The organism is Intestinimonas butyriciproducens (assembly GCF_016901775.1).
Classification (GTDB): Bacteria; Bacillota; Clostridia; order Oscillospirales; family Butyricicoccaceae; genus Pseudobutyricicoccus.
In genome coordinates, this window is sequence record NZ_JACJKW010000010.1 from 20,237 (window position 1) to 38,061 (window position 17,825).

Consider the following 17,825-nt stretch of genomic DNA (forward strand, 5'->3'; position numbering starts at 1 on the left):
GAAAGGGGAGGAAAGGCTATGGAAACACTGCATTTTGCCCATATCAGCGATACCCATCTCACCTGTCAGGGCAGCAGCCCTTTTATGCAGCGGGTAGCCCGGGAGGTACGGGATCCCTGGGACAATCTGAGGGACTGCCTTGATCAACTTCAGGGGAAAGCATTGGATTTTGTGCTTCTTACCGGCGATCTTGTCCATGAGGGCGAAGAAGAGGACTACAAGGCGCTGAAACGATTGCTGGAAGAAAAATTGCCGGGCGTGCCTTTGTGCTGTGCCATGGGGAACCATGACCATCGCCTGGCCTTCCGCCGGGGATTTCTGGGAGAGGATACAGGGGATGCCGGGCCCTATCTGGCCTACACCCAGGTGAAGGGATTGGGCATTGTTACATTGGATTCCCCTTACCTCCATGGAACAGAAGGTACATTGCCCCCGGATCAGCTGGAGTTTCTGCGCAAGTCTTTGGAGCAAAATCCGCCCCGGGGAAATATTGTCATCCTCCACCATCCGGTGGTAGGGCAGCAGCCCTGGGGACCGATGAAAGCGCCGGAAGAATATTTTGAGATTCTGAAAAAAGGAAATGTGCGGGGTGTTTTTGCCGGCCATCTCCATTGTTCCTTCCATGGCTGGAGGGGAGATGTGCCCCACTATACCGCCGGCTCTTTGGCTTTCGGCATTGACATGGAAGAAAAAAGCTCGGTGTATACCGACCAGTGGTGTTATCACCTGTGCCGTATGGAGGAGGACGGAAAAGTGTCCTTCTGGCCGGTGGCCCTGTCACCTGCGCGCCAGGTGCTTCAGGTAAAACCGATGGGATCATGAAAAAAGATTCCCCGGAAATTTCCGGGGAATCTTTCTTTTTGTCCCATAAAAGCGCCTTTTGTTGACAAGGTCCCGGGGGCGGTGTAAACTAAAGAATGAATTTATGGGCCTTTATGGCTCTGAACCCAGGAAAGGGGAAGAACAATGAAGGCTCTTTTCAAGAAAACCTCCGGCGGTGCCGGGGCCGATTGTTGGCTGTTGGCCCTTCTGCTGGCGGCATTTTTTTTGTTTCAGCTGCCTCGGCTGAATCAGGCGCCTTGGGAAAACTACGATAGCTGGCGTCAGACCGATACCTATACCATCGCCCAGAATTACGCCCGGCTGGATATGAATCCCCTGCGGCCCCAATTCAATTACGATGGGCCGGGGGACAACTATGTACAGCTGGAGCTGCAGGTGATGCCCTATCTGTCGGCTTTGCTCTTCAAGTTGATGGGCCGGGAGCCCTATTGGGTACCCAGGCTGATCAGCCTGCTGTTTTTCATGGGCTCAGCGGTGTTTTGCTATGGTATTGGCCGCAGGCTGTTGAAAAACCGCTGGGCGGCGTTGGGGGCTTTTGCATTTTACCTGGTCATGCCCATCAGTTTGCTGTACGGCCGGGCCATCATGCCGGAAGCGGCCGCGCTGTTTTTCTATACAGCTGCCATCTATTTCTTTCTCCGGTGGTATCAGGGCGGAGGAAAAGGTGTTCTGGCATTCTCCGGGGTGATGATGGGTCTGGCCATTATGGAAAAAACGCCCACGGCTTTTGCCGGTCTGATGATCCTGGTACTCTTTTTCCGAAAAAGAGGGCTCTCCAGTTTGAAAGACCCCATGTTTTATGGCTATGGGGCGCTGTCTTTGGGGCTGCCGCTATTTTATTATTGGTATGCCGGACAGGTGGCCACCTTTACCTTTGTGTCGGGAATTGCCGAAAAACACATTTTGAAAAGTGCTTTCACCGCCATTTTCACTTCCCAGGCCTGGGAGTTTTTCCAGCGGGAAATGCCTTTGTTTTTCAGTTGGCCGGTGCTCATCGGGATGGTGCTGGGGGCTTTGTGCTGTCTGAAACAAAAAAACCTGCCTCTTCTTCTCTGGATGCTGTCCATGGCTCTGGAAATAGCCACCATTGTGGCGGTCATCCGATTTGGATATTATATGGTGTTTCTGGCGCCGCTGTTTGCCCTTCTGTGCGCCGCTTTGCTGCTGGAAGTGGGAAAGGTGATTCCCAAAGCCGGAGCGGTGCTGGGGTGTGTGCTGTGCGCTGCTGCGTTTTATCACAGCCTGACTGTGGCCTGGCCCATGGCGTCTGTCAATGAGACCATCACAGCTCAGGCCCAGGTGATCCAGAAGATGACCGATGAGGAGGATGTACTGGCGGTGGCCTCCCAGGACCCGGTGCTGCTGGGAGCTTGTCAGCGCATGGGCTATCGGGCCAATCTCCGGTATTATGATTATGTCCCACAGGAGCCGGAAGAAGAACTCGCCTATTTCCTGGGCCATGGTGTCCGGTATTTTGTAGCTCCTGGCGGCGTGGTTGCCGGGGAAGACGGGGAAGAATATCTGGAGCTGCTGCGGTCCCGGTATCCTTTGGTGTATCAAGGAGAAGAATGTTTGATTTTTGACCTGGAGGGGAAAGTATGATGGCACAGCTGCGGGGAGCTTACCAAAAACTGCCCCCTATTTTGAAATATCTGCTGATCTCTGTTTTCGTCACGGTAGTGGATGCTGCCATTGTGTGGGTGCTGTCCATCCGCATGGGAGTGGGACTGGGGATCGCCAACACCGCAGGGGTGGTAGTGGGGCAGCTGATCCACTATGGCCTGGCTTCCGGGCAGGTGTTTGAGATGGAGTTCGGAACGGTGGGAGCGGTGATTTATTTCAGCACCTTCCTGCTGGGGTTATTGCTGGCCAACTGGATCATCACCACTGTCTTTGCCCTGTGCCAGGGGCTGATGGGGGAAAACCTGGCCTTTCTTGTTTCCAAAGGATGTTCGGTAGTGGGGCCCTTTTTTGCCCTCTATTTCCTGCGGAAAGGTTTGTATGCTTGTGTGAAAAGGAGAAGAAGCAAATGAATACATTGTTTGCCTGCCTGCCCTGCTATAACGAAGAAGAAAATATCATCCCCCTGACTCTGGGGTGGCTGGAGCAGGAAGAGGCTTTGAAAAAGGAGGGATTTTCCCTCCAGGTGGTGGCCATCGACGACAAGAGCACCGACAGCACAAAGGAAAAGATCACCCAGCTGGAGCGGGAGCATCCCCAGGTGCATCTGGTGGCCCATGAAAAGAATATGAATCTGGGCGGCGGCGTCAATACGGCGGTGACCTATTTCCTTCAGCACGGCGTGCCCGGGGATCTGTGCGTGCTGATGGATGGGGACAACACCCATGACCCCAAGTATGTTCATTCCATGATCCAGGCGGTGCGTCGGGGAGCCGATGTGGTCATTGCTTCCCGTTACCAGGGCGGCGCCGAAGTTCACGGGGTGCCTCGCCACCGGCTGCTGCTCAGCGATGGAGCCAAGCTTTATTATTCCCTTATGCTCCGGGTGCCCAAGGTGAAGGACTACACCTGCGGTTACCGGGCCTATACCTACCAGAGCCTTCAGCGGGCCCGGAAAAAATACGGGGACAAACTGATCACCCAGCGTTCCTTTGCCTGCATGATGGAGCTTTTGTATAAGCTCTACCGCAGCGGCTGCCGTTTTGACGAAGTACCCTTTTCCTTGCGCTATGACAACAAAGGCGGGGAAAGCAAAATGCGGGTGCTGCGTACCATGAAGGATAGTCTCAAAACCGCCTGGCAGCTGCGCCGGGGGAAAATCTGAAAAAAGTGCAAAAAAAAAGATCCGGCCGTCGATCCGGATCTTTTTTTTGGCCCTTTCAGGGCCAGTGAAACAATATGAGAAACAGAAAAGAGAGATGAAAGGGAAAAGAGGCAATGAAGCGGGAGGGGGGATCCCGCGGGGGTTTCAATTCTCTTTGCCCTGATCACAGTTTTTATTCTAATGGGAAAATGTAAAGAGAGCATACACTTTTTTTAAATAATATTTGAACAATCAAACATGATTGGAGGCAAGCAGATCGTAGAGCTTGTAGATATCTCCGGCCCCCATGGTGAAGATCAGATCTCCGGGACGGGCCTGCCGGCGGATAAACTCCGCGGCTTCCGGAAGGGTGGGGGCAAAAACAGCACCGGGAATCCGGTCCACCAGGCTCTTGGAAGAAATGTGGTTCACATTGGTCTCCCGGGCGGCGTAGATCTCGGTGAGAACGGCAATATCCGCATAGGAGAGAGCCTGGGCAAATTCATCAAACAAGGATTGGGTGCGGGAATAGGTATGGGGCTGGAATACGCAGATCACCCGATCGTAGCCCATGCTTTTGGCGGTTTTCAATGTAGCGATAATTTCGTCCGGATGGTGGGCGTAATCGTCGTAGATTACAGCGCCCTGGAAGGTGCCTTTCCGCTCAAAGCGCCGGCCTACACCGGTATAGCCACCCAGACCGGCGGCAAAGGCCTTGCCGGGAACTCCCAGAGCGTGGCAGGCCGCAGCGGCGGCCAGAGCGTTTTTCATATTGTGCTCTCCAGGCACCTGAAGGGTAGCCCGGCAGTAAAATTCGCCGAAGCAGATGATATCAAAGGAGTAATATCCCAGATTTGATTCCACATTCTGGGGATACACATCCCAGCCTTTTTCCAGACCAAAGCGGATGATCCGCCGATTCACGCCGGCCACAGCTTTCTCCACATGGGGATCTTCACCGTTGGCCACCACCAGACCTTCCTTTTCCGGCACCAGACAGGCAAAGCGGTGGAAGCTGTGGATGATGTCATCGGTGCTGCTGAAAAAGTCCAGATGGTCCCGTTCGATGTTGAGCAAAATGGCGATGGTGGGAAGAAAACTCAGAAAGGAGTTGCGGTATTCACAGGCTTCGGCCACAAACAGATCCTTGGCGCCAATGCGCAGGCTGCCGCCGATCATGGGCAGCTCGCCGCCTACCATGACGGTAGGATCCATGTGAGCGCAAAGGAGCACTTCGGTGAGCATGGAGGTGGTGGAAGTTTTACCATGGGTACCGGCCACACAGAGGGCATGGTTGTAGCCTTGCATCAGAAGGCCCCAGGCCTGGGCACGCTCCAGAACAGGGAGGCCCCGGCGGCGGGCTTCTTCGATTTCCGGGTTGGTATCGGGGACGGCGGCGGTACGGATGACCAAAGCGGCATTCCCCAGCTGTTGAGCGCTGTGGCCGATGTAGACGGTGATATCCTGGCGGCGGAGCATGGCCACGGCGGGGGAATGATCCCGGTCGCTGCCCTGAACGGTGGCGCCCATCTGCTGGAGAAGGCGGGCCAGAGCCCGCATGGAGACGCCGCCGATGCCGCAGAGATGAATGACTTTGTGCTCTTCGATCAGTTGTTTCAGGTGCTGATAGTTCATATGTTCTCATCCTATTCACCCTGCCTGGCAGGGATGGGGTATTTTAAAAAGAAAATGAAAAGGCAGAAACCCTGACAAAAAAGGCTGGAATAGTTCTTTTTTGTCGCAAGAGAGAGTCTGGCCTTAAAACCTCACTTTATTATATAGCATTTTCCATGGAATATAAATAGAAATTTTCACACAGGTGGTGGAAAAGTAAAATCTTACCCATCGGCTATACAAAAAAATGGGGAAATGCTATAATGAATGGGAATGGAAGGGAGAGAGGGGAAAGCCATGAAAACCTTGATTTTGACGGTATCCACCGGCTGGGGACATACGGCCACAGCCATGGCTATCGAGGCCCGTCTGCGCCAGATGGGAGGCGGCGCACATACCATTGATGTATATAAATATATCAACAGCTTTATTTCCGAGACGCTGGACAAAAGTACCGCCATTTATACCAAGGTGGCTCCTGATATCTATCGGCTGGTTTACGATTATCTGGAAGGCGGCGTGGAGGTGGATCAGCGGAATATCTTCAGTCTGGTCAATCGGCTGTGTTCCTATAAACTGGCCCGTTTGGTGGAGGATTACGATCCCGATGTGATTGTGTGCACCCATGTGTTCGCCGCCCAGCTGGCCAATGAGTTGAAAATGCGGGGAAAGACCCGGGCCCGTATCGTGGGCATTGTCACCGATTATACCATCCATCCCTACTGGGAAACGGTGTCCTGTGTGGACTATGTGGTGACGGCCAGCGAAGTGCTCACCTACCGTGGAATCAAGCGGGGGATCTCCGAACGGCGGATCAAGCCTTTGGGCATCCCGGTGCATCCCAAGTTCAATGAAAGCCTTTCCAAAGAAGAGGCCCGGAAGAAGCTGGGGCTTTTGCCGGAGGGAGATGTGGTGCTGATGATGGGAGGCGGCCTGGGTTATGGCCTGGCGGCCAGCGAAGTGGAGCGGCTGCTCTATCTCCGTCATTCCTTCCAGCTGCTCATCGTCTGCGGCAAAAACAAAAAACAGCAGAAACAGTTTGAAAAATACCGGCAGGAGCATGGGTTTGAACATCTCCATGTTTATGGATTTGTGGACAATGTACAGGAAATGATGGATGCCGCTGATATTCTGGTGAGCAAGCCCGGTGGCCTGACGGTAAGCGAAGCTCTGGCCAAAAAGCTGCCCATGGTGGTGGTCAATCCCATCGCCGGCCACGAAGAGAGGAACCTGGAATTTCTTCTCAACTGCGGGTTGGCGGTCAGCGCCACCAAAACATTCCCCCTGGATGAAGCGGTCAATCTGCTTCTCAGCATTCCCCGCCGCCGGGAGGAGATGCGCCGGGCCATTGAAACGGTGGCCAAGCCCCATGCCCTGGAGGACATCTGCCAGTTTATCACCACATTACAGCTGCCCGGCAATCCCGTATGACAAAGCCATAGATAAAAAACCGCCGGAAGATCCGGCGGTTTTTTGCTGCTATGTGGAAAATGTTTGTTGACAAAATATATTATTCGTTATATAATATTGGCAACAAAATAGAAAGCAGGTGATTCCATGACATTTCAGCTGGGGGCCGCGCTGCTGGACGCCTGTGTGCTGGCGGTGCTCTCCCGGGGGGACGCGTATGGTTATGTGCTGACCCAGCAGGTGCGCCAGGTGATCGAAGTGTCGGAAACCGCTTTGTATCCGGTGCTTCGCCGTTTGCAGAAGGACGGATGCCTGGACACATATGACCAGCCCTATCAGGGACGGAACCGGCGCTATTACCGGGTCACCCCCCAAGGCGTGGAGAGGCTGGAAGAATACCGGCAGCAGTGGTGTCTGTATAAGAGCCGGGTGGATACGATTTTGCTCAAGGAGGGACAGGAGAATGACGAAGGATGAATTTCTCACCACATTGCGCACATTGATCCAGGATATGCCTCCGGAGGACCGGAGGGATGTGATGAATTACTATACCGAGTATTTTGAAGACGCCGGACCGGAACGGGAGCAGGAGGTGCTGCACCAGCTGGGGAGCCCGGAGCAGGTGGCACGGGAAGTGCTGGGCGGCGGTTTTGCACCGGCCCAGGAACCGGCGGGGGCGCCGAGAAGGAGCCGCGGGTTGATTTCGGCCATTGCCATGATCTGTGCCGCTCCCATTGCGCTGCCGCTGATGGCCGCCGGGGTGCTGGTGGTGTGCTGTATGGCTTTGGCTGCACTGCTGTGTGTAGGCGGACTGTTGCTGGCCGCCGTAGTTGTGGTGATGATGGGCGGAGTCAGCATGGGAGCAGCCCTGTTTGCCGGTGGATTGGGAAGCGGCACTGTGCTCTATTTTCTGGGAAGCGGTCTGGTTCTGCTGGCATTTGGTGTGTTGTTCGTGGCTCTCTTTGTTCGGTTTGGTGTTTTCTGTTTCCGGAAAATCACCGACTGGGCCAGTGACTTTGTGAATCGAAGGAGGGTTCGGCAATGAAAAAGGGCTTTCGCAATTTTGTACTCCTTTGTGTGGGCGTGGGAGTGGTAGGAGCGGCCATGGCGGCGGCCGGAGCGGCCATGGGCGGCCGGACCAGCCTGCAGTTGAAGCGGCCGGGCGCCTCTTTGGAGATCAGCCCCTGGGGGATCCGCTTTGCCCAGGGAAGCAATACCAGCCATGGATTTCTGGATGGGCTGGACGAAATGCTGGATGCCTTGGATGATCTGGGCAAAGGGGATTTTATCAGCCGCATTCCCGATGGGGACGACGATTGGAACCTGATGGGGGAAGATGAAGTGACCCGCCGGCAGCTGGAGGGGTTTGGCTCGCTCAAAGTGGAAGTGCGCCAGCTGCCGGTGGAAGTGAAGGAGGGAGACGGGTTTGCCATTGCCTGCTATGGAGAGGAGACGATGGATGCCCTGTCCTATACTTTGGAAAACATGGAACTGACGGTGAAACAGCAAAAGGATCTGACCCAGATGGGCGGACACAAAGTGGTCATCACCATGCCGCGAAACAGCGCCATGGAAGAAATCGATATCCAGAGCGACAGCGGGGCAGTATCTCTCCAGCTGGAGGATGACATCCTGGCCACCAGCATCACGGTGCAGACCAAGACTGCTTCCATGAGTGTGGATGTGGAAATGTGTACCGCTTTGCTGCTGGAGACCCAGTCGGGAGCCATTTCCCTGGAGGAAGAAAACATCGGTACAGCCAGGGTGAACACGGTCAGCGGCGCCATATCGGTGGAAGGAGCTTTGCTGGGGCAGCTGGAAGTGACAAGCCAGAGCGGCGTCATCAATGTGGATGTGGATGGATATGAGCAGGACTACGCCTATACCTGTTCTTCCCAGGGTCTTGTGGCGGTGAATGGAAACCCGGGCAGTGCATCGGGGGGACAGGGCCATAATACCGTTCATTTGAAAAGCCAGACCGGTTTGATCAACCTGGAATTTGACGATTGAATATAGTTTGAAAGCGCGGGGATCTTCCCCGCGCTTTTTCCATGGGAGCGCCCGGTTGCGAAGGAAAAGGCGGCATGGTATACTGAAGCGGATATTTGTCCTTATGCTGGAAAGGAGGGGCTTTGAGATGCCCCAGCGATTTGATGTGATTTTTTGGGATTTTGACGGCACTCTGGCTCACTCCCGCCACTTGTGGACCAATTCCATCTGTGATGCGTTGAAACAGGCCGATCCGGGGACCGGTATCGGTTTTGATCAGCTGCGCCCTCTGACCCGTGCCTGTTATCCATGGGACCAGCCGGAGGAAAATTACCGCCGCTTGCAGGGGACAGAGTGGTGGAGCTATATGGAAAAGCAGTTTGCCCGGGCCTATGAACAGGCCGGGGTGAAAACAGAGATTGCCTGGAATGCGGCCGCACGGGTGCGGGGCGAGATCCTCCGGCCGGAAAAATACCATTTGTTTGAAGACACCTTTTGGGCGCTGGAATATTGCCGCAAAGAAGGCTGCCGGAATGTGCTGCTTTCCAACAACTATCCGGAGCTGGAGGAAATTACAGCCGTGCTGGGTCTCACTCCCTGGCTGGACGGCATGGTGGTTTCCGGGCAGGTGGGCTGGGATAAGCCACGGCCAGAGATTTTCCGCTTGGCTTTGGAGCAGGCCGGAAAGGGCGCCCGGTGCCTGATGGTGGGGGACAATCCGGTAGCCGATATTCAGGGAGCCCGGAACTGCGGCATTCCTGCGGCGTTGGTGCACAAGGAAGCGGACTGCGATGCCGACTATCACAGTGATACCTTGCGTGGGCTGGTGGAACAGATTTTTGTTCCATCGGAGGTTTCTGGCACATTTTGATAAAATTTTCCGATGAAATCTATGGAAGATGGCAGATATCCCCGGCGTACCCTTTCTGCTATACTGTTTCCAAAGGGGGAACAACAGGAAGGGGGGAATCCGCCAGAAGGCGGAAAATATGAAAAGAGGAAGAGTTGGAAGTACAGCGGTGGATATGACCCAGGGAACGCCCTGGAAACAGATTTTGCGTTTTGCGCTGCCGCTGCTTTTGGGAAATTTGCTTCAGCAGCTATACAACACGGTGGATGCCGCTGTGGTGGGAAATTTTGTGGGAAGCGAGGCCCTGGCCGCCGTGGGTACCAGTGGTCCGGTCATCCAGCTGCTGGTGGGATTGTTTTTGGGGATGAGTCTGGGCGCCGGTATTCTGATCTCCCAGTTTTTCGGAGGGAAGGTATTCGGCAATATCCAGCGGGCGGTAAACACCGCCATGCTGCTCACGCTGACTTTGGGACTTTTGGTCACAGCCATTGGCCTGCCTTTGGCCCCAGTGATCCTCCAGGCTTTGCAGGTTCCCGAAAAGGTGTATCCCATGGCGGTGAGCTATTTGCGGGTGATTTTCTGCGGCGTCACACCGATGATGTTTTATAACATGGTGGCTTCCATTCTCCGGGCTTTGGGAGACAGCCGCACGCCTCTGGTAGCTTTGGGCATCGCCAGCATCATCAATATCATTCTGGACTTGTTTTTCGTCATCGTCTGCGGCTGGGGCGTCGCCGGTGTGGCCTGGGCCACGGTGATCGCCCAGACCCTTTCGGTGTTTTTCAGCGGCTGGCGGCTGCACCACATGGAGGAATACACCCGCCTGTCCCGGGATTTTATTCACCCCGATTTGCATATGCTGGGACGGATGGTGCGTCTGGGTCTGCCTTCGGGCATCCAGCAGACAGCTTTTTCGGCAGGAATGATGCTGGTGCAGAGCATGATCAATTCCTTTGGCCAATATGTAATGGCAGCCTATGTGGTCACCATGAAAGTGGATGCCTTCTGTGTTATGCCCCTGATGAGCCTGGGGCTGGCCATGACCACATTTACCGGACAGAACATCGGCGCAGGAGATATCCCCCGGGTGGAAAAAGGCTGCCGCCAGGGTCTGTTGCTGACGGTGTCCATCACCGGCGGACTTTCCGTGCTGCTGTTTTTCTTTGGAAAGTATCCCCTGATGCTTTTTACCCCGGAACCGGAACTGCTGACCGAAGGAATGCACCTTCTCCGCATTCTCTGCCCCTTTTATTGGGTCATCGCTGTCAGTGATCTGCTTACCGGTGTGATGCGTGGGTCGGGAAATACCATCATCCCCATGATCAATTCCATGATCTGTCTCTGTCTGATCCGTATCCCGCTGATGTATTGGCTGGTTTCTTTGTTCCACAGCGCCGATGCTTTGTATTACAGCATGGTGATCGGTTGGTGCGTGGGTGCTACCTTTATGAGCCTTTTTTACAAGTTCAGTCCCTGGCGCCGCCGGGCCTTGGAAAAATACAAAAAGGAGCAGCAGCTTCTGGCTGAAAAATAAGGAATGGTTTGTCAAAAGCCGCCGGGCCGCAAAGCCTGGCGGCTTTTTTGAGGGGAAAATGAGAACTTCTTTTGAACAAACAGCCTCTTTGCTTGACGGCCCCTTTTCTTTTTGAGTAAGATAAAAGACAAAGACGCAAAAGGCTGATTGGATACGGATGGGAGCCAATATGAAAGGAAAAAAACTTTTTTGCTGTGGAATATTGCTGGTGATGTGTTTGGGGATCCATGGGTGGGCCGCCCCTTCCGATCTTCTGATGGAAGAAGGGGAAATGGATTTTGATCAGGCGTATGAACTGCTGATGGCCCTGACCCCGCAGGAGCTTTTGGACGACATGGAGCGAGCATATCAGATTGTGGCAGACAGCCCCCACAGCGAAGAGGAAGATGTGCTCACTCCCTGGATGGCAGCGATGATTGACCGGTTGGAGGAATATGGAGACGAAGATCTTTTGTCCATTATTCTGGACAAAAGCCGTTCAATTCCTTTTCGGGCCATGGTGATTCAGCTGCGGGAGATGCAGACCGGTGGAGAAGAGACCGATGAGCGCCTGTATCAGATGCTTCTGGATGAGGAGGAAGAAGAGTATCTGCGCACCACATTGCTTCTGCATCTGGAGTTTTCCACACCGGATGAGGAGCAGCTTCTCCAGCAGCTGGCGCAGCAGGATGGAGATTTGGGAGAATACGCCGGAAAAAAGCTGGAATGGAGCAGCCGGGAGGAAAATTATCAGCAAATTTCCCGGCCCCAGGAGGAAGAATCTCCGGAAGCTCAGGAAAGCACGCCGGTGGAGCCGGTTTCGCCCGGACAGGAAGAAGGGAGAAGGGTCTGCTGGACCATTCTGCTTTTTTCCTGCAGTTTTTTGGTGGGAGCCGGGGTATGGCGGCAGCTGGGAGGAAAGTTGTTCCTGCCGGAGCAGGAGGAGTAAGGGGCTTTGCTTTTTGCGTGAGAAGCTGGTATACTGTCACTTGTAATGATTTTCAAAGGAGAGGATAATTTGATCCGCGAGATGACAGCCCGGGATGAAAAACGGTATTTGGACATGGGCCAGGAGTTTTACAGCAGCAATGCTGTACTGCATCCCATTCCCAGGGAGATTTACCACAAGAATTTTCAGGAGATGCTTCAGGGCAGCCCCTACATCAAAGGGTATATCATCGAAAAAGATGGCCAGACAGCAGGATATATGATTCTGTCTTTCACCTATTCTTCGGAAGTGGGGGGCATGGTGGTGCTCATTGAAGAGCTGTTTCTCCATGAAAACTTCCGTGGATGTGGTCTGGGCACCGAAGCGCTGGATTTTGTTCGGAAACAATTTCCCCATGCGGCCCGGTTCCGTTTGGAAGTGACGCCGGATAACGGCGGGGCGGCCCGGCTTTATGCCCGTAAGGGTTTTGAGCCACTGGACTACCGTCAGATGGTGATCGACCCGCCGGCAGAAAGCCGATAAGGCACAAAAGCCGCCCTGGTGGGGCGGCTTTTTCTAAAACAGAAAAGTGTGGGAAAAAGAGAAAGGAGAGGATGTGCGTTGACAGGGGAAGTGAAGAAAAAAAGGGTGGCCACCGATATGACCCAGGGCAACCCGGCCAAACTCATCTGTCTGTTTGCCTTGCCGCTGCTGTTTGGAAATGTGCTTCAGCAGCTTTATAATATGGTGGACAGCATTGTGGTGGGCAACTTTGTGGGAGATGCCGCCTTGGCCGCCGTGGGAACCGGCTTTCCGGTGATTTTTATGCTGGTGTCGTTGTTTATGGGCTTGGGCACCGGCGCCACCGTTATGATCTCTCAGTTTTATGGGGCGGGAGACAAAGAAAGCCTGCGTAAAACCGTGGCCACCATCTACAATGCCATTTTGGTGGGAGCGGTGCCGCTGACCATTGTGGGAATTTTGCTGGCAGGGCCGCTGCTGCGCATGATGAATGTGCCGGAAGATGCCTATGACATGGCCCACACCTATGTGATGGTGGTCTTTGCCGGAGTTGTGGGCAATTTGGGATACAATGTGAATGCCGGCATTTTGCAGGGACTGGGCAACAGCCGTACCACGCTGCTGTTTTTGTCCATTGCCTGTGTGATCAACATCGTACTGGATCTGGTGTTTGTCATTGTGTTCTCCTGGGGGGTAATGGGTGTGGCCCTTGCCACCATTATTGCCCAGTTCTGTTCCTGGTTGTTTGGAATTTTTTATATCAACAAGCATTACAAGGAGATACGGATCCGCCCGTTCCACTGGGATTTTGACCGGCATCTTTTTGGGAGAGCCATGAAGCTGGGCATTCCCTCCGGCATTCAGCAGGCGCTGTTTTCCGTGGGGATCATGGTGCTGCAAACACTGATCAACCGCTATGATACCGCATTTATCGCCGGATTCCAGGGGGCCAACAAACTGGATACCTTTGGATTTATGCCGGTGCAGAGCTTTGCCATTGCTGTGACTACCTATGTGGGACAGAATATCGGGGCCGGCAAGATGGAACGGGTCAACCGGGGTATGTGGTATACTGTGGCCATGTCCTGTGCGGTCAATGCGGTGGTGGCCATTTTCCTGGTGCCTCTGGGGCCGGTGTGCATGCGGCTGTTTTCCCAGGATGCTCAGGTGATTTTGGCAGGCTGCGCCTATCTGAACCGGATCATGCCTTTTTATGTGGTGTTTTCCTTTATGTTCATTCTGAATGCAGTGATGCGGGGAGCCGGTGAGACCATTGTGCCCATGATCTCTACCCTGATCTCTCTGTGGCTGGTGCGTATTCCGGCTGCGTATTTCCTGGCGGATCACTTTGGCCGGGACAACCTGTTCTATTGTTATGTAGTGGGTTGGCTGGTGGGTATGGTCGTATCCGGCCTTTACTATTTGTCTGGAAGGTGGAAGAACAAATCCATTGTGGCGCGCACATAAATCAAGGAAAACCACTTCACAGGCTGTCTTTTCGGGGAAAATTGCTCATTTCTTTTTGAGAGAGACTGTGGTATACTGAATATATATGTCCTCTCTGGGAGGAGCGTTTGAAAACAACGGACAGATCCTTAAGGAGTGTAAGAATGTCTCAGAAAAAGAAAAAGAACCCCGCCGGTCAGCCCGCATTGCCAAAGAAGAAAAAATGGCTTCGGGTGCTGGTGATCGTATTGGTGTCTCTGGCGGTATGGAGCGGCGCCTGTTATTTTTGCTATGCCTATGGCATGAGCCAGGAGAAAAGCCGCCTGGCGGAGATGCTGGATCCCGATCTGGCCGAGCAGGCCGACAGTCTGAAGTGGGTCACGGCTGTGGATGAGCCCATGACCGATGAGCAGCTGAAAGAACGGACCAAGCTGATTTTGGGAAATATCGAGTTTCAGGTGAAGTGTTTTGGCCGTAAGACCAACGCAGACGGCACACCTTTTCTGGATGCCAATGGAGAGCAGACCCATATCACCTATGAAAGCGCATTGGAGCAGGGGCTTTTCCAGGAACCCGATGTGGCCGATATGGATGTGTATACCACCAGTGATCCGGAGCGCGGCTGGGATCTGCGGGTGGTGGAGACCCCCATGGGCAATGTGACCTACCGCAGCAAGGATGAGAGCGTCACCCGGGTCAGCCGGTTCTATACTGCCGATTCGGAAGCCAATGCTCCCATCGAAACGGCAACAGAAGCAGTGGAGCGGGCCAATGCCTACTATCAGTGGGGCCTGCCTTTCCCCACCGGTTATGAGATGAGCAGCGTCACAGAGGAAGAGGGCCAGTGGGTGGTCACCTATCAGCGGGTGGCCCGGCTGAAGAATCTGCCTAAACTGCGTTCCCAGGGCCAGACGGTGCAGGTGGTCATTTCTGCAGAAGATGGAGAGATGGTCTCTGCCGATTGTCTGGACTTGATGCTCATCCAGGTGGGAAGCGATCAAACTCCCATTTCTCAGGAAGAAGCGGTGAAGACCGCGGAAGAAAGCCTTGCAGAGGGCGGCATTTCCGGTACGGTGTTCCAGGCGGCCGACTACGCCATTGTGGAGCCCAACTTCATCTTTACTCCCAAAGAAGGCGGTTACACCTACGATCCGGAGACCCATTTGACCCGGGCCGTGTGGAGTGTGATCTTTCTCCATGAAGATGAAACACCAGGGAGCTATGAGGTGTATATCGATGCCTATACCGGCCAGCCTTTGGGTGGCCTGATCCACGAAGAATAATCAAAGCGTATTGTCAAGAAAACCGCCGGGTTTCCCGGCGGTTTTTTCTATGGGGGGATGCTTCTGTCCCGCTCCCAAGCAGTTGGATGAACCAGGGCAAAGAAATGCTTTGGAGGTGGGTTGGACCTTTGTTGACAGCAGTTTATTCCGGGTGTATCCTAAAATCAAACAAAGGAAAGGATGGAAGTGGATATGAACATTTTGATCGTCAGCGGAAGCCCGCGCAGAGGGGGCAATACCGATATCATGGCAGAGACTTTCCGGGAGGAAGCGGCGAAAAATGGCCATCAGGCGGAGCTGATCAGCCTGAGCGGAAAGAAGATCGCCCCTTGCCTGGGATGTCAGTATTGCTTCAGTCACGATGGACAGTGCGTCCAGAAAGACGACATGGCCCAGCTGCTGGAGATGGTGGATAAAGCCGACCTGCTGGTGCTGGCTTCTCCTATTTATTGGTTCGATGTGAGTGCCCAGCTGAAATGCTTTATCGACCGGCTGTATGCCCGGGGCAAAAAGGGCTTCCATCACAATCAGGCGGCATTGCTGCTGGATTCTGCTTCTCCTGGGGTATACGATGCAGCCATCAGTCAGTATAAAGCCATCTGTGCCTATTTGAAATGGGAGGACAAGGGTATTATCACCATCCCTGGTATGAAGCAGAAGGGAGATATGGCCCAAAACGCCGATCTGGAGAAGGTACGCCAGCTGGCCAGGGGTTTGTAAAGAATGGACCAGGTCTACAAAGAAAAAGCTCTGTGCTGCGGATGCGGTGCCTGTAAGGACGCCTGTCCCTATGGGGCCATTGGGATGGAGCCCGATGAGGAAGGGTTCCTTTATCCGGTGATCCGGGAAGATCTGTGCCGGGACTGTGGCCTGTGTCAGAAGATCTGCCCTTTTTCTCAGGGAAAGGGTGTGGGATCAGAGCCGGCTTTCTATCTGGCCAAGCACAAGGATGCCCGGGTGCTGTCCCTTTCTACCTCCGGCGGGGCATTTACCGCTTTGTCGGACGCCATGCTCCGCCGGGGCGGAGTGGTCTATGGAGCGGTGCTGGATGAAAACCTTCAGGTGTGCCACACCCGGGCCGCGACCCCGGAAGAGCGGGACCCTATGCGGGTATCCAAATATGTGCAAAGCCGTTTGGGGGATACCTTTTCCCGGATCAAGGCCGATTTGCTGGAGGGACGCCCGGTGCTCTTCACCGGCACGCCCTGTCAGAATGCCGGCCTGCGGGCCAGCCTGGGGGCGTTGGGGGAAAAGGAAGAACTGGTGTGCTGCGATGTGATCTGCTACGGCATCCCCAGTCCCGGAGCCTGGGAAGCCTATAAAAAGCTGCTGGAGCAGGAACGGGGCGGAAAGCTGGAATGGGTCTCCTTCCGTTCCAAAGCCTTGGGATGGAGCCGGGTGGGAAGCAATAAGATTTTCCAGTACCAGACCAGTGCTATGCCGGTGCGGGGGGAGGACCCTCGGTTTTATCAGATGTTTTTTGAGAACCGGTCGATCATTCGTCCTAGCTGTGGAAACTGTCCCTATCCTCAGCCGTATCGGTGCACTGATGTGACCATTGCCGATTACTGGGGAATCGAAAAATTTGATCCCCGGGCTTATGATAGCCGGGGCGTCAGTCTGATTCTGGTCTCTACCCCCAAAGGAGGGCGGCTGCTGCAAGAATGCGCCGGAGACCTGATGCTGGAACAAAGGCCCGGAGAAGAGGCTTTGTCCCAGCAAGGCCGCTTGCAAGGGCCGGTACAGCTGCCGGAAAACCGCCAGGAATTTTGGCGTATCCTGGAGGAAGAAGGGCTGGAAAAGGCTCTTTTCTGGGCCTTTCCAGAGGAAAAGTAAACAGGGGAAAAAGAAAAGCCGCAGGATATTTCCTGCGGCTTTTGTGCTGCTTTTTTAATTTTCGGTGTAGATCAGGGGCATACGCCGTTTGTGCTCGGTGACCCGGTGGGCCCTCTGGATGATCTGATCGTGATCGTTGCCGCAGGAGCCGGTGGCCATATAGGACTCGATTTCCCCATAGGTGACGCCCATCTCGTCCTCATCGGTCTGGCCTTCAAAAAGACCGGCCGAAGGGGCTTTTTTGATGATGTTTTCCGGAGCTTTCAGATAGGCCAGAAATTCGTAAATTTCAGTGACTGTCAGGTCGGAAATGGGGTTGAAGTCGCAGGCGCCGTCACCCCATTTGGTGAAGTAGCCCATATAGCGTTCGCATTTGTTGCCGGTGCCCGCCACCAAAGCGCCGCGGCTCTGGGCGATGGCATACAAAGTGGTCATCCGCAAACGGGGGGCAATGTTGCCCACAGAAGGCTGGGTCAACTGTTCCACGCCCTGGATCTGTTCCAGAAGGGTCTGGCGCACCTGGGTCAGATCCACAGTCACAGTTTCGATCTGGAACTGTTTGGCAACCGCCAGGGCATCTTCCATATCTTCGCCGAAGTTCCGGGAAGAGTGACAGGGCATGGCTACACCCAGCGTATTTTCGCAGGCCAGCTTGCACAGAATGCCCACCAGGGCGCTGTCCTTACCGCCGCTGTTGCCATAGACGATACCCTGGCAATGGGCATCTTTCAGGGCAAATTGGATAAAGGCCACTCGCTTTTTTAGTTCTTGTGCGTAATCTCTCATGTGACTCCGTCCTTTTTCAAAGCCTACTCCGGCCGCAGCCG

Annotated in this window: 18 protein-coding genes; 16 read left to right on the forward strand and 2 right to left on the reverse strand. The window is 54.3% G+C overall.

Features of this window, described 5'->3' with window-relative positions; genetic code table 11:
- Window positions 1-18: 18 nt before the first annotated feature.
- The 4 genes from H6A25_RS06700 to H6A25_RS06715 all read left to right on the forward strand — a co-directional run bounded on the left by H6A25_RS06700 (window position 19) and on the right by H6A25_RS06715 (window position 3,628).
- Window positions 19-822, forward strand: a complete 804-nt coding sequence (locus tag H6A25_RS06700; RefSeq protein ID WP_204751195.1) for a metallophosphoesterase family protein — start codon at window positions 19-21, stop codon at window positions 820-822.
- Window positions 823-966: 144 nt separating this feature from the next.
- Window positions 967-2,445, forward strand: coding sequence for an ArnT family glycosyltransferase (locus H6A25_RS06705; RefSeq protein ID WP_204751196.1), 1,479 nt, complete (start codon window positions 967-969; stop codon window positions 2,443-2,445).
- Window positions 2,442-2,876, forward strand: coding sequence for a hypothetical protein (locus H6A25_RS06710; protein WP_204751197.1), 435 nt, complete (start codon window positions 2,442-2,444; stop codon window positions 2,874-2,876). The genes H6A25_RS06705 and H6A25_RS06710 overlap by 4 nt, the downstream gene beginning before the upstream one ends.
- Window positions 2,873-3,628, forward strand: a complete 756-nt coding sequence (locus H6A25_RS06715; RefSeq protein ID WP_204751198.1) for a glycosyltransferase — start codon at window positions 2,873-2,875, stop codon at window positions 3,626-3,628. Before H6A25_RS06710 ends, H6A25_RS06715 begins: the two co-directional genes overlap by 4 nt.
- 231 nt (window positions 3,629-3,859) lie before the next feature.
- Here H6A25_RS06715 and murC read toward each other — a convergent pair whose 3' ends face one another.
- Window positions 3,860-5,242, reverse strand: coding sequence for a UDP-N-acetylmuramate--L-alanine ligase (gene murC, locus H6A25_RS06720; protein WP_204751199.1), 1,383 nt, complete (start codon window positions 5,240-5,242; stop codon window positions 3,860-3,862).
- Window positions 5,243-5,518: 276 nt separating this feature from the next.
- On the opposite strand from murC, the gene H6A25_RS06725 reads away from it, so the two are divergent.
- The 12 genes from H6A25_RS06725 (at window position 5,519) to H6A25_RS06780 (ending at window position 16,998) form a co-directional block, all read left to right on the forward strand.
- On the forward strand, window positions 5,519-6,652 hold the full coding sequence (locus H6A25_RS06725; RefSeq protein WP_204751200.1) for an MGDG synthase family glycosyltransferase: 1,134 nt from the start codon (window positions 5,519-5,521) through the stop codon (window positions 6,650-6,652).
- A 126-nt stretch (window positions 6,653-6,778) separates the two neighbouring features.
- Window positions 6,779-7,108 (forward strand): PadR family transcriptional regulator, encoded by a 330-nt coding sequence (locus H6A25_RS06730; RefSeq protein WP_204751201.1) that lies wholly within the window; start codon window positions 6,779-6,781, stop codon window positions 7,106-7,108.
- The gene (locus H6A25_RS06735; RefSeq protein ID WP_204751202.1) at window positions 7,095-7,676 is read left to right on the forward strand and encodes a DUF1700 domain-containing protein; all 582 of its coding nucleotides are present in this window, start codon (window positions 7,095-7,097) and stop codon (window positions 7,674-7,676) included. Before H6A25_RS06730 ends, H6A25_RS06735 begins: the two co-directional genes overlap by 14 nt.
- Complete coding sequence (locus H6A25_RS06740) at window positions 7,673-8,641, forward strand: DUF4097 family beta strand repeat-containing protein (RefSeq protein ID WP_204751203.1); 969 nt, start codon at window positions 7,673-7,675, stop codon at window positions 8,639-8,641. Before H6A25_RS06735 ends, H6A25_RS06740 begins: the two co-directional genes overlap by 4 nt.
- 127 nt (window positions 8,642-8,768) lie before the next feature.
- Window positions 8,769-9,491: an HAD family hydrolase gene (locus tag H6A25_RS06745; protein ID WP_204751204.1), complete on the forward strand. Its 723-nt coding sequence runs from the start codon at window positions 8,769-8,771 to the stop codon at window positions 9,489-9,491.
- Window positions 9,492-9,609: 118 nt separating this feature from the next.
- Window positions 9,610-11,004: an MATE family efflux transporter gene (locus H6A25_RS06750; RefSeq protein ID WP_204751205.1), complete on the forward strand. Its 1,395-nt coding sequence runs from the start codon at window positions 9,610-9,612 to the stop codon at window positions 11,002-11,004.
- A 169-nt stretch (window positions 11,005-11,173) separates the two neighbouring features.
- Window positions 11,174-11,932: a hypothetical protein gene (locus tag H6A25_RS06755; RefSeq protein ID WP_204751206.1), complete on the forward strand. Its 759-nt coding sequence runs from the start codon at window positions 11,174-11,176 to the stop codon at window positions 11,930-11,932.
- Window positions 11,933-12,001: 69 nt separating this feature from the next.
- Window positions 12,002-12,454, forward strand: a complete 453-nt coding sequence (locus tag H6A25_RS06760; RefSeq protein WP_204751207.1) for a GNAT family N-acetyltransferase — start codon at window positions 12,002-12,004, stop codon at window positions 12,452-12,454.
- A gap of 78 nt (window positions 12,455-12,532) precedes the next feature.
- A complete protein-coding gene (locus H6A25_RS06765; RefSeq protein ID WP_243423272.1) occupies window positions 12,533-13,900 on the forward strand; it encodes an MATE family efflux transporter in 1,368 nt (455 codons plus the stop codon).
- A 143-nt stretch (window positions 13,901-14,043) separates the two neighbouring features.
- On the forward strand, window positions 14,044-15,162 hold the full coding sequence (locus H6A25_RS06770; protein WP_204751208.1) for a PepSY domain-containing protein: 1,119 nt from the start codon (window positions 14,044-14,046) through the stop codon (window positions 15,160-15,162).
- A gap of 192 nt (window positions 15,163-15,354) precedes the next feature.
- A complete protein-coding gene (locus H6A25_RS06775; protein WP_204751209.1) occupies window positions 15,355-15,882 on the forward strand; it encodes a flavodoxin family protein in 528 nt (175 codons plus the stop codon).
- A gap of 3 nt (window positions 15,883-15,885) precedes the next feature.
- Window positions 15,886-16,998: a Coenzyme F420 hydrogenase/dehydrogenase, beta subunit C-terminal domain gene (locus H6A25_RS06780; protein WP_204751210.1), complete on the forward strand. Its 1,113-nt coding sequence runs from the start codon at window positions 15,886-15,888 to the stop codon at window positions 16,996-16,998.
- A 54-nt stretch (window positions 16,999-17,052) separates the two neighbouring features.
- On the opposite strand, the gene nadE is transcribed toward H6A25_RS06780, so the two are convergent.
- Window positions 17,053-17,784 (reverse strand): NAD(+) synthase, encoded by a 732-nt coding sequence (gene nadE, locus H6A25_RS06785; protein ID WP_204751211.1) that lies wholly within the window; start codon window positions 17,782-17,784, stop codon window positions 17,053-17,055.
- Between the last annotated feature and the right edge of the window lie 41 nt (window positions 17,785-17,825).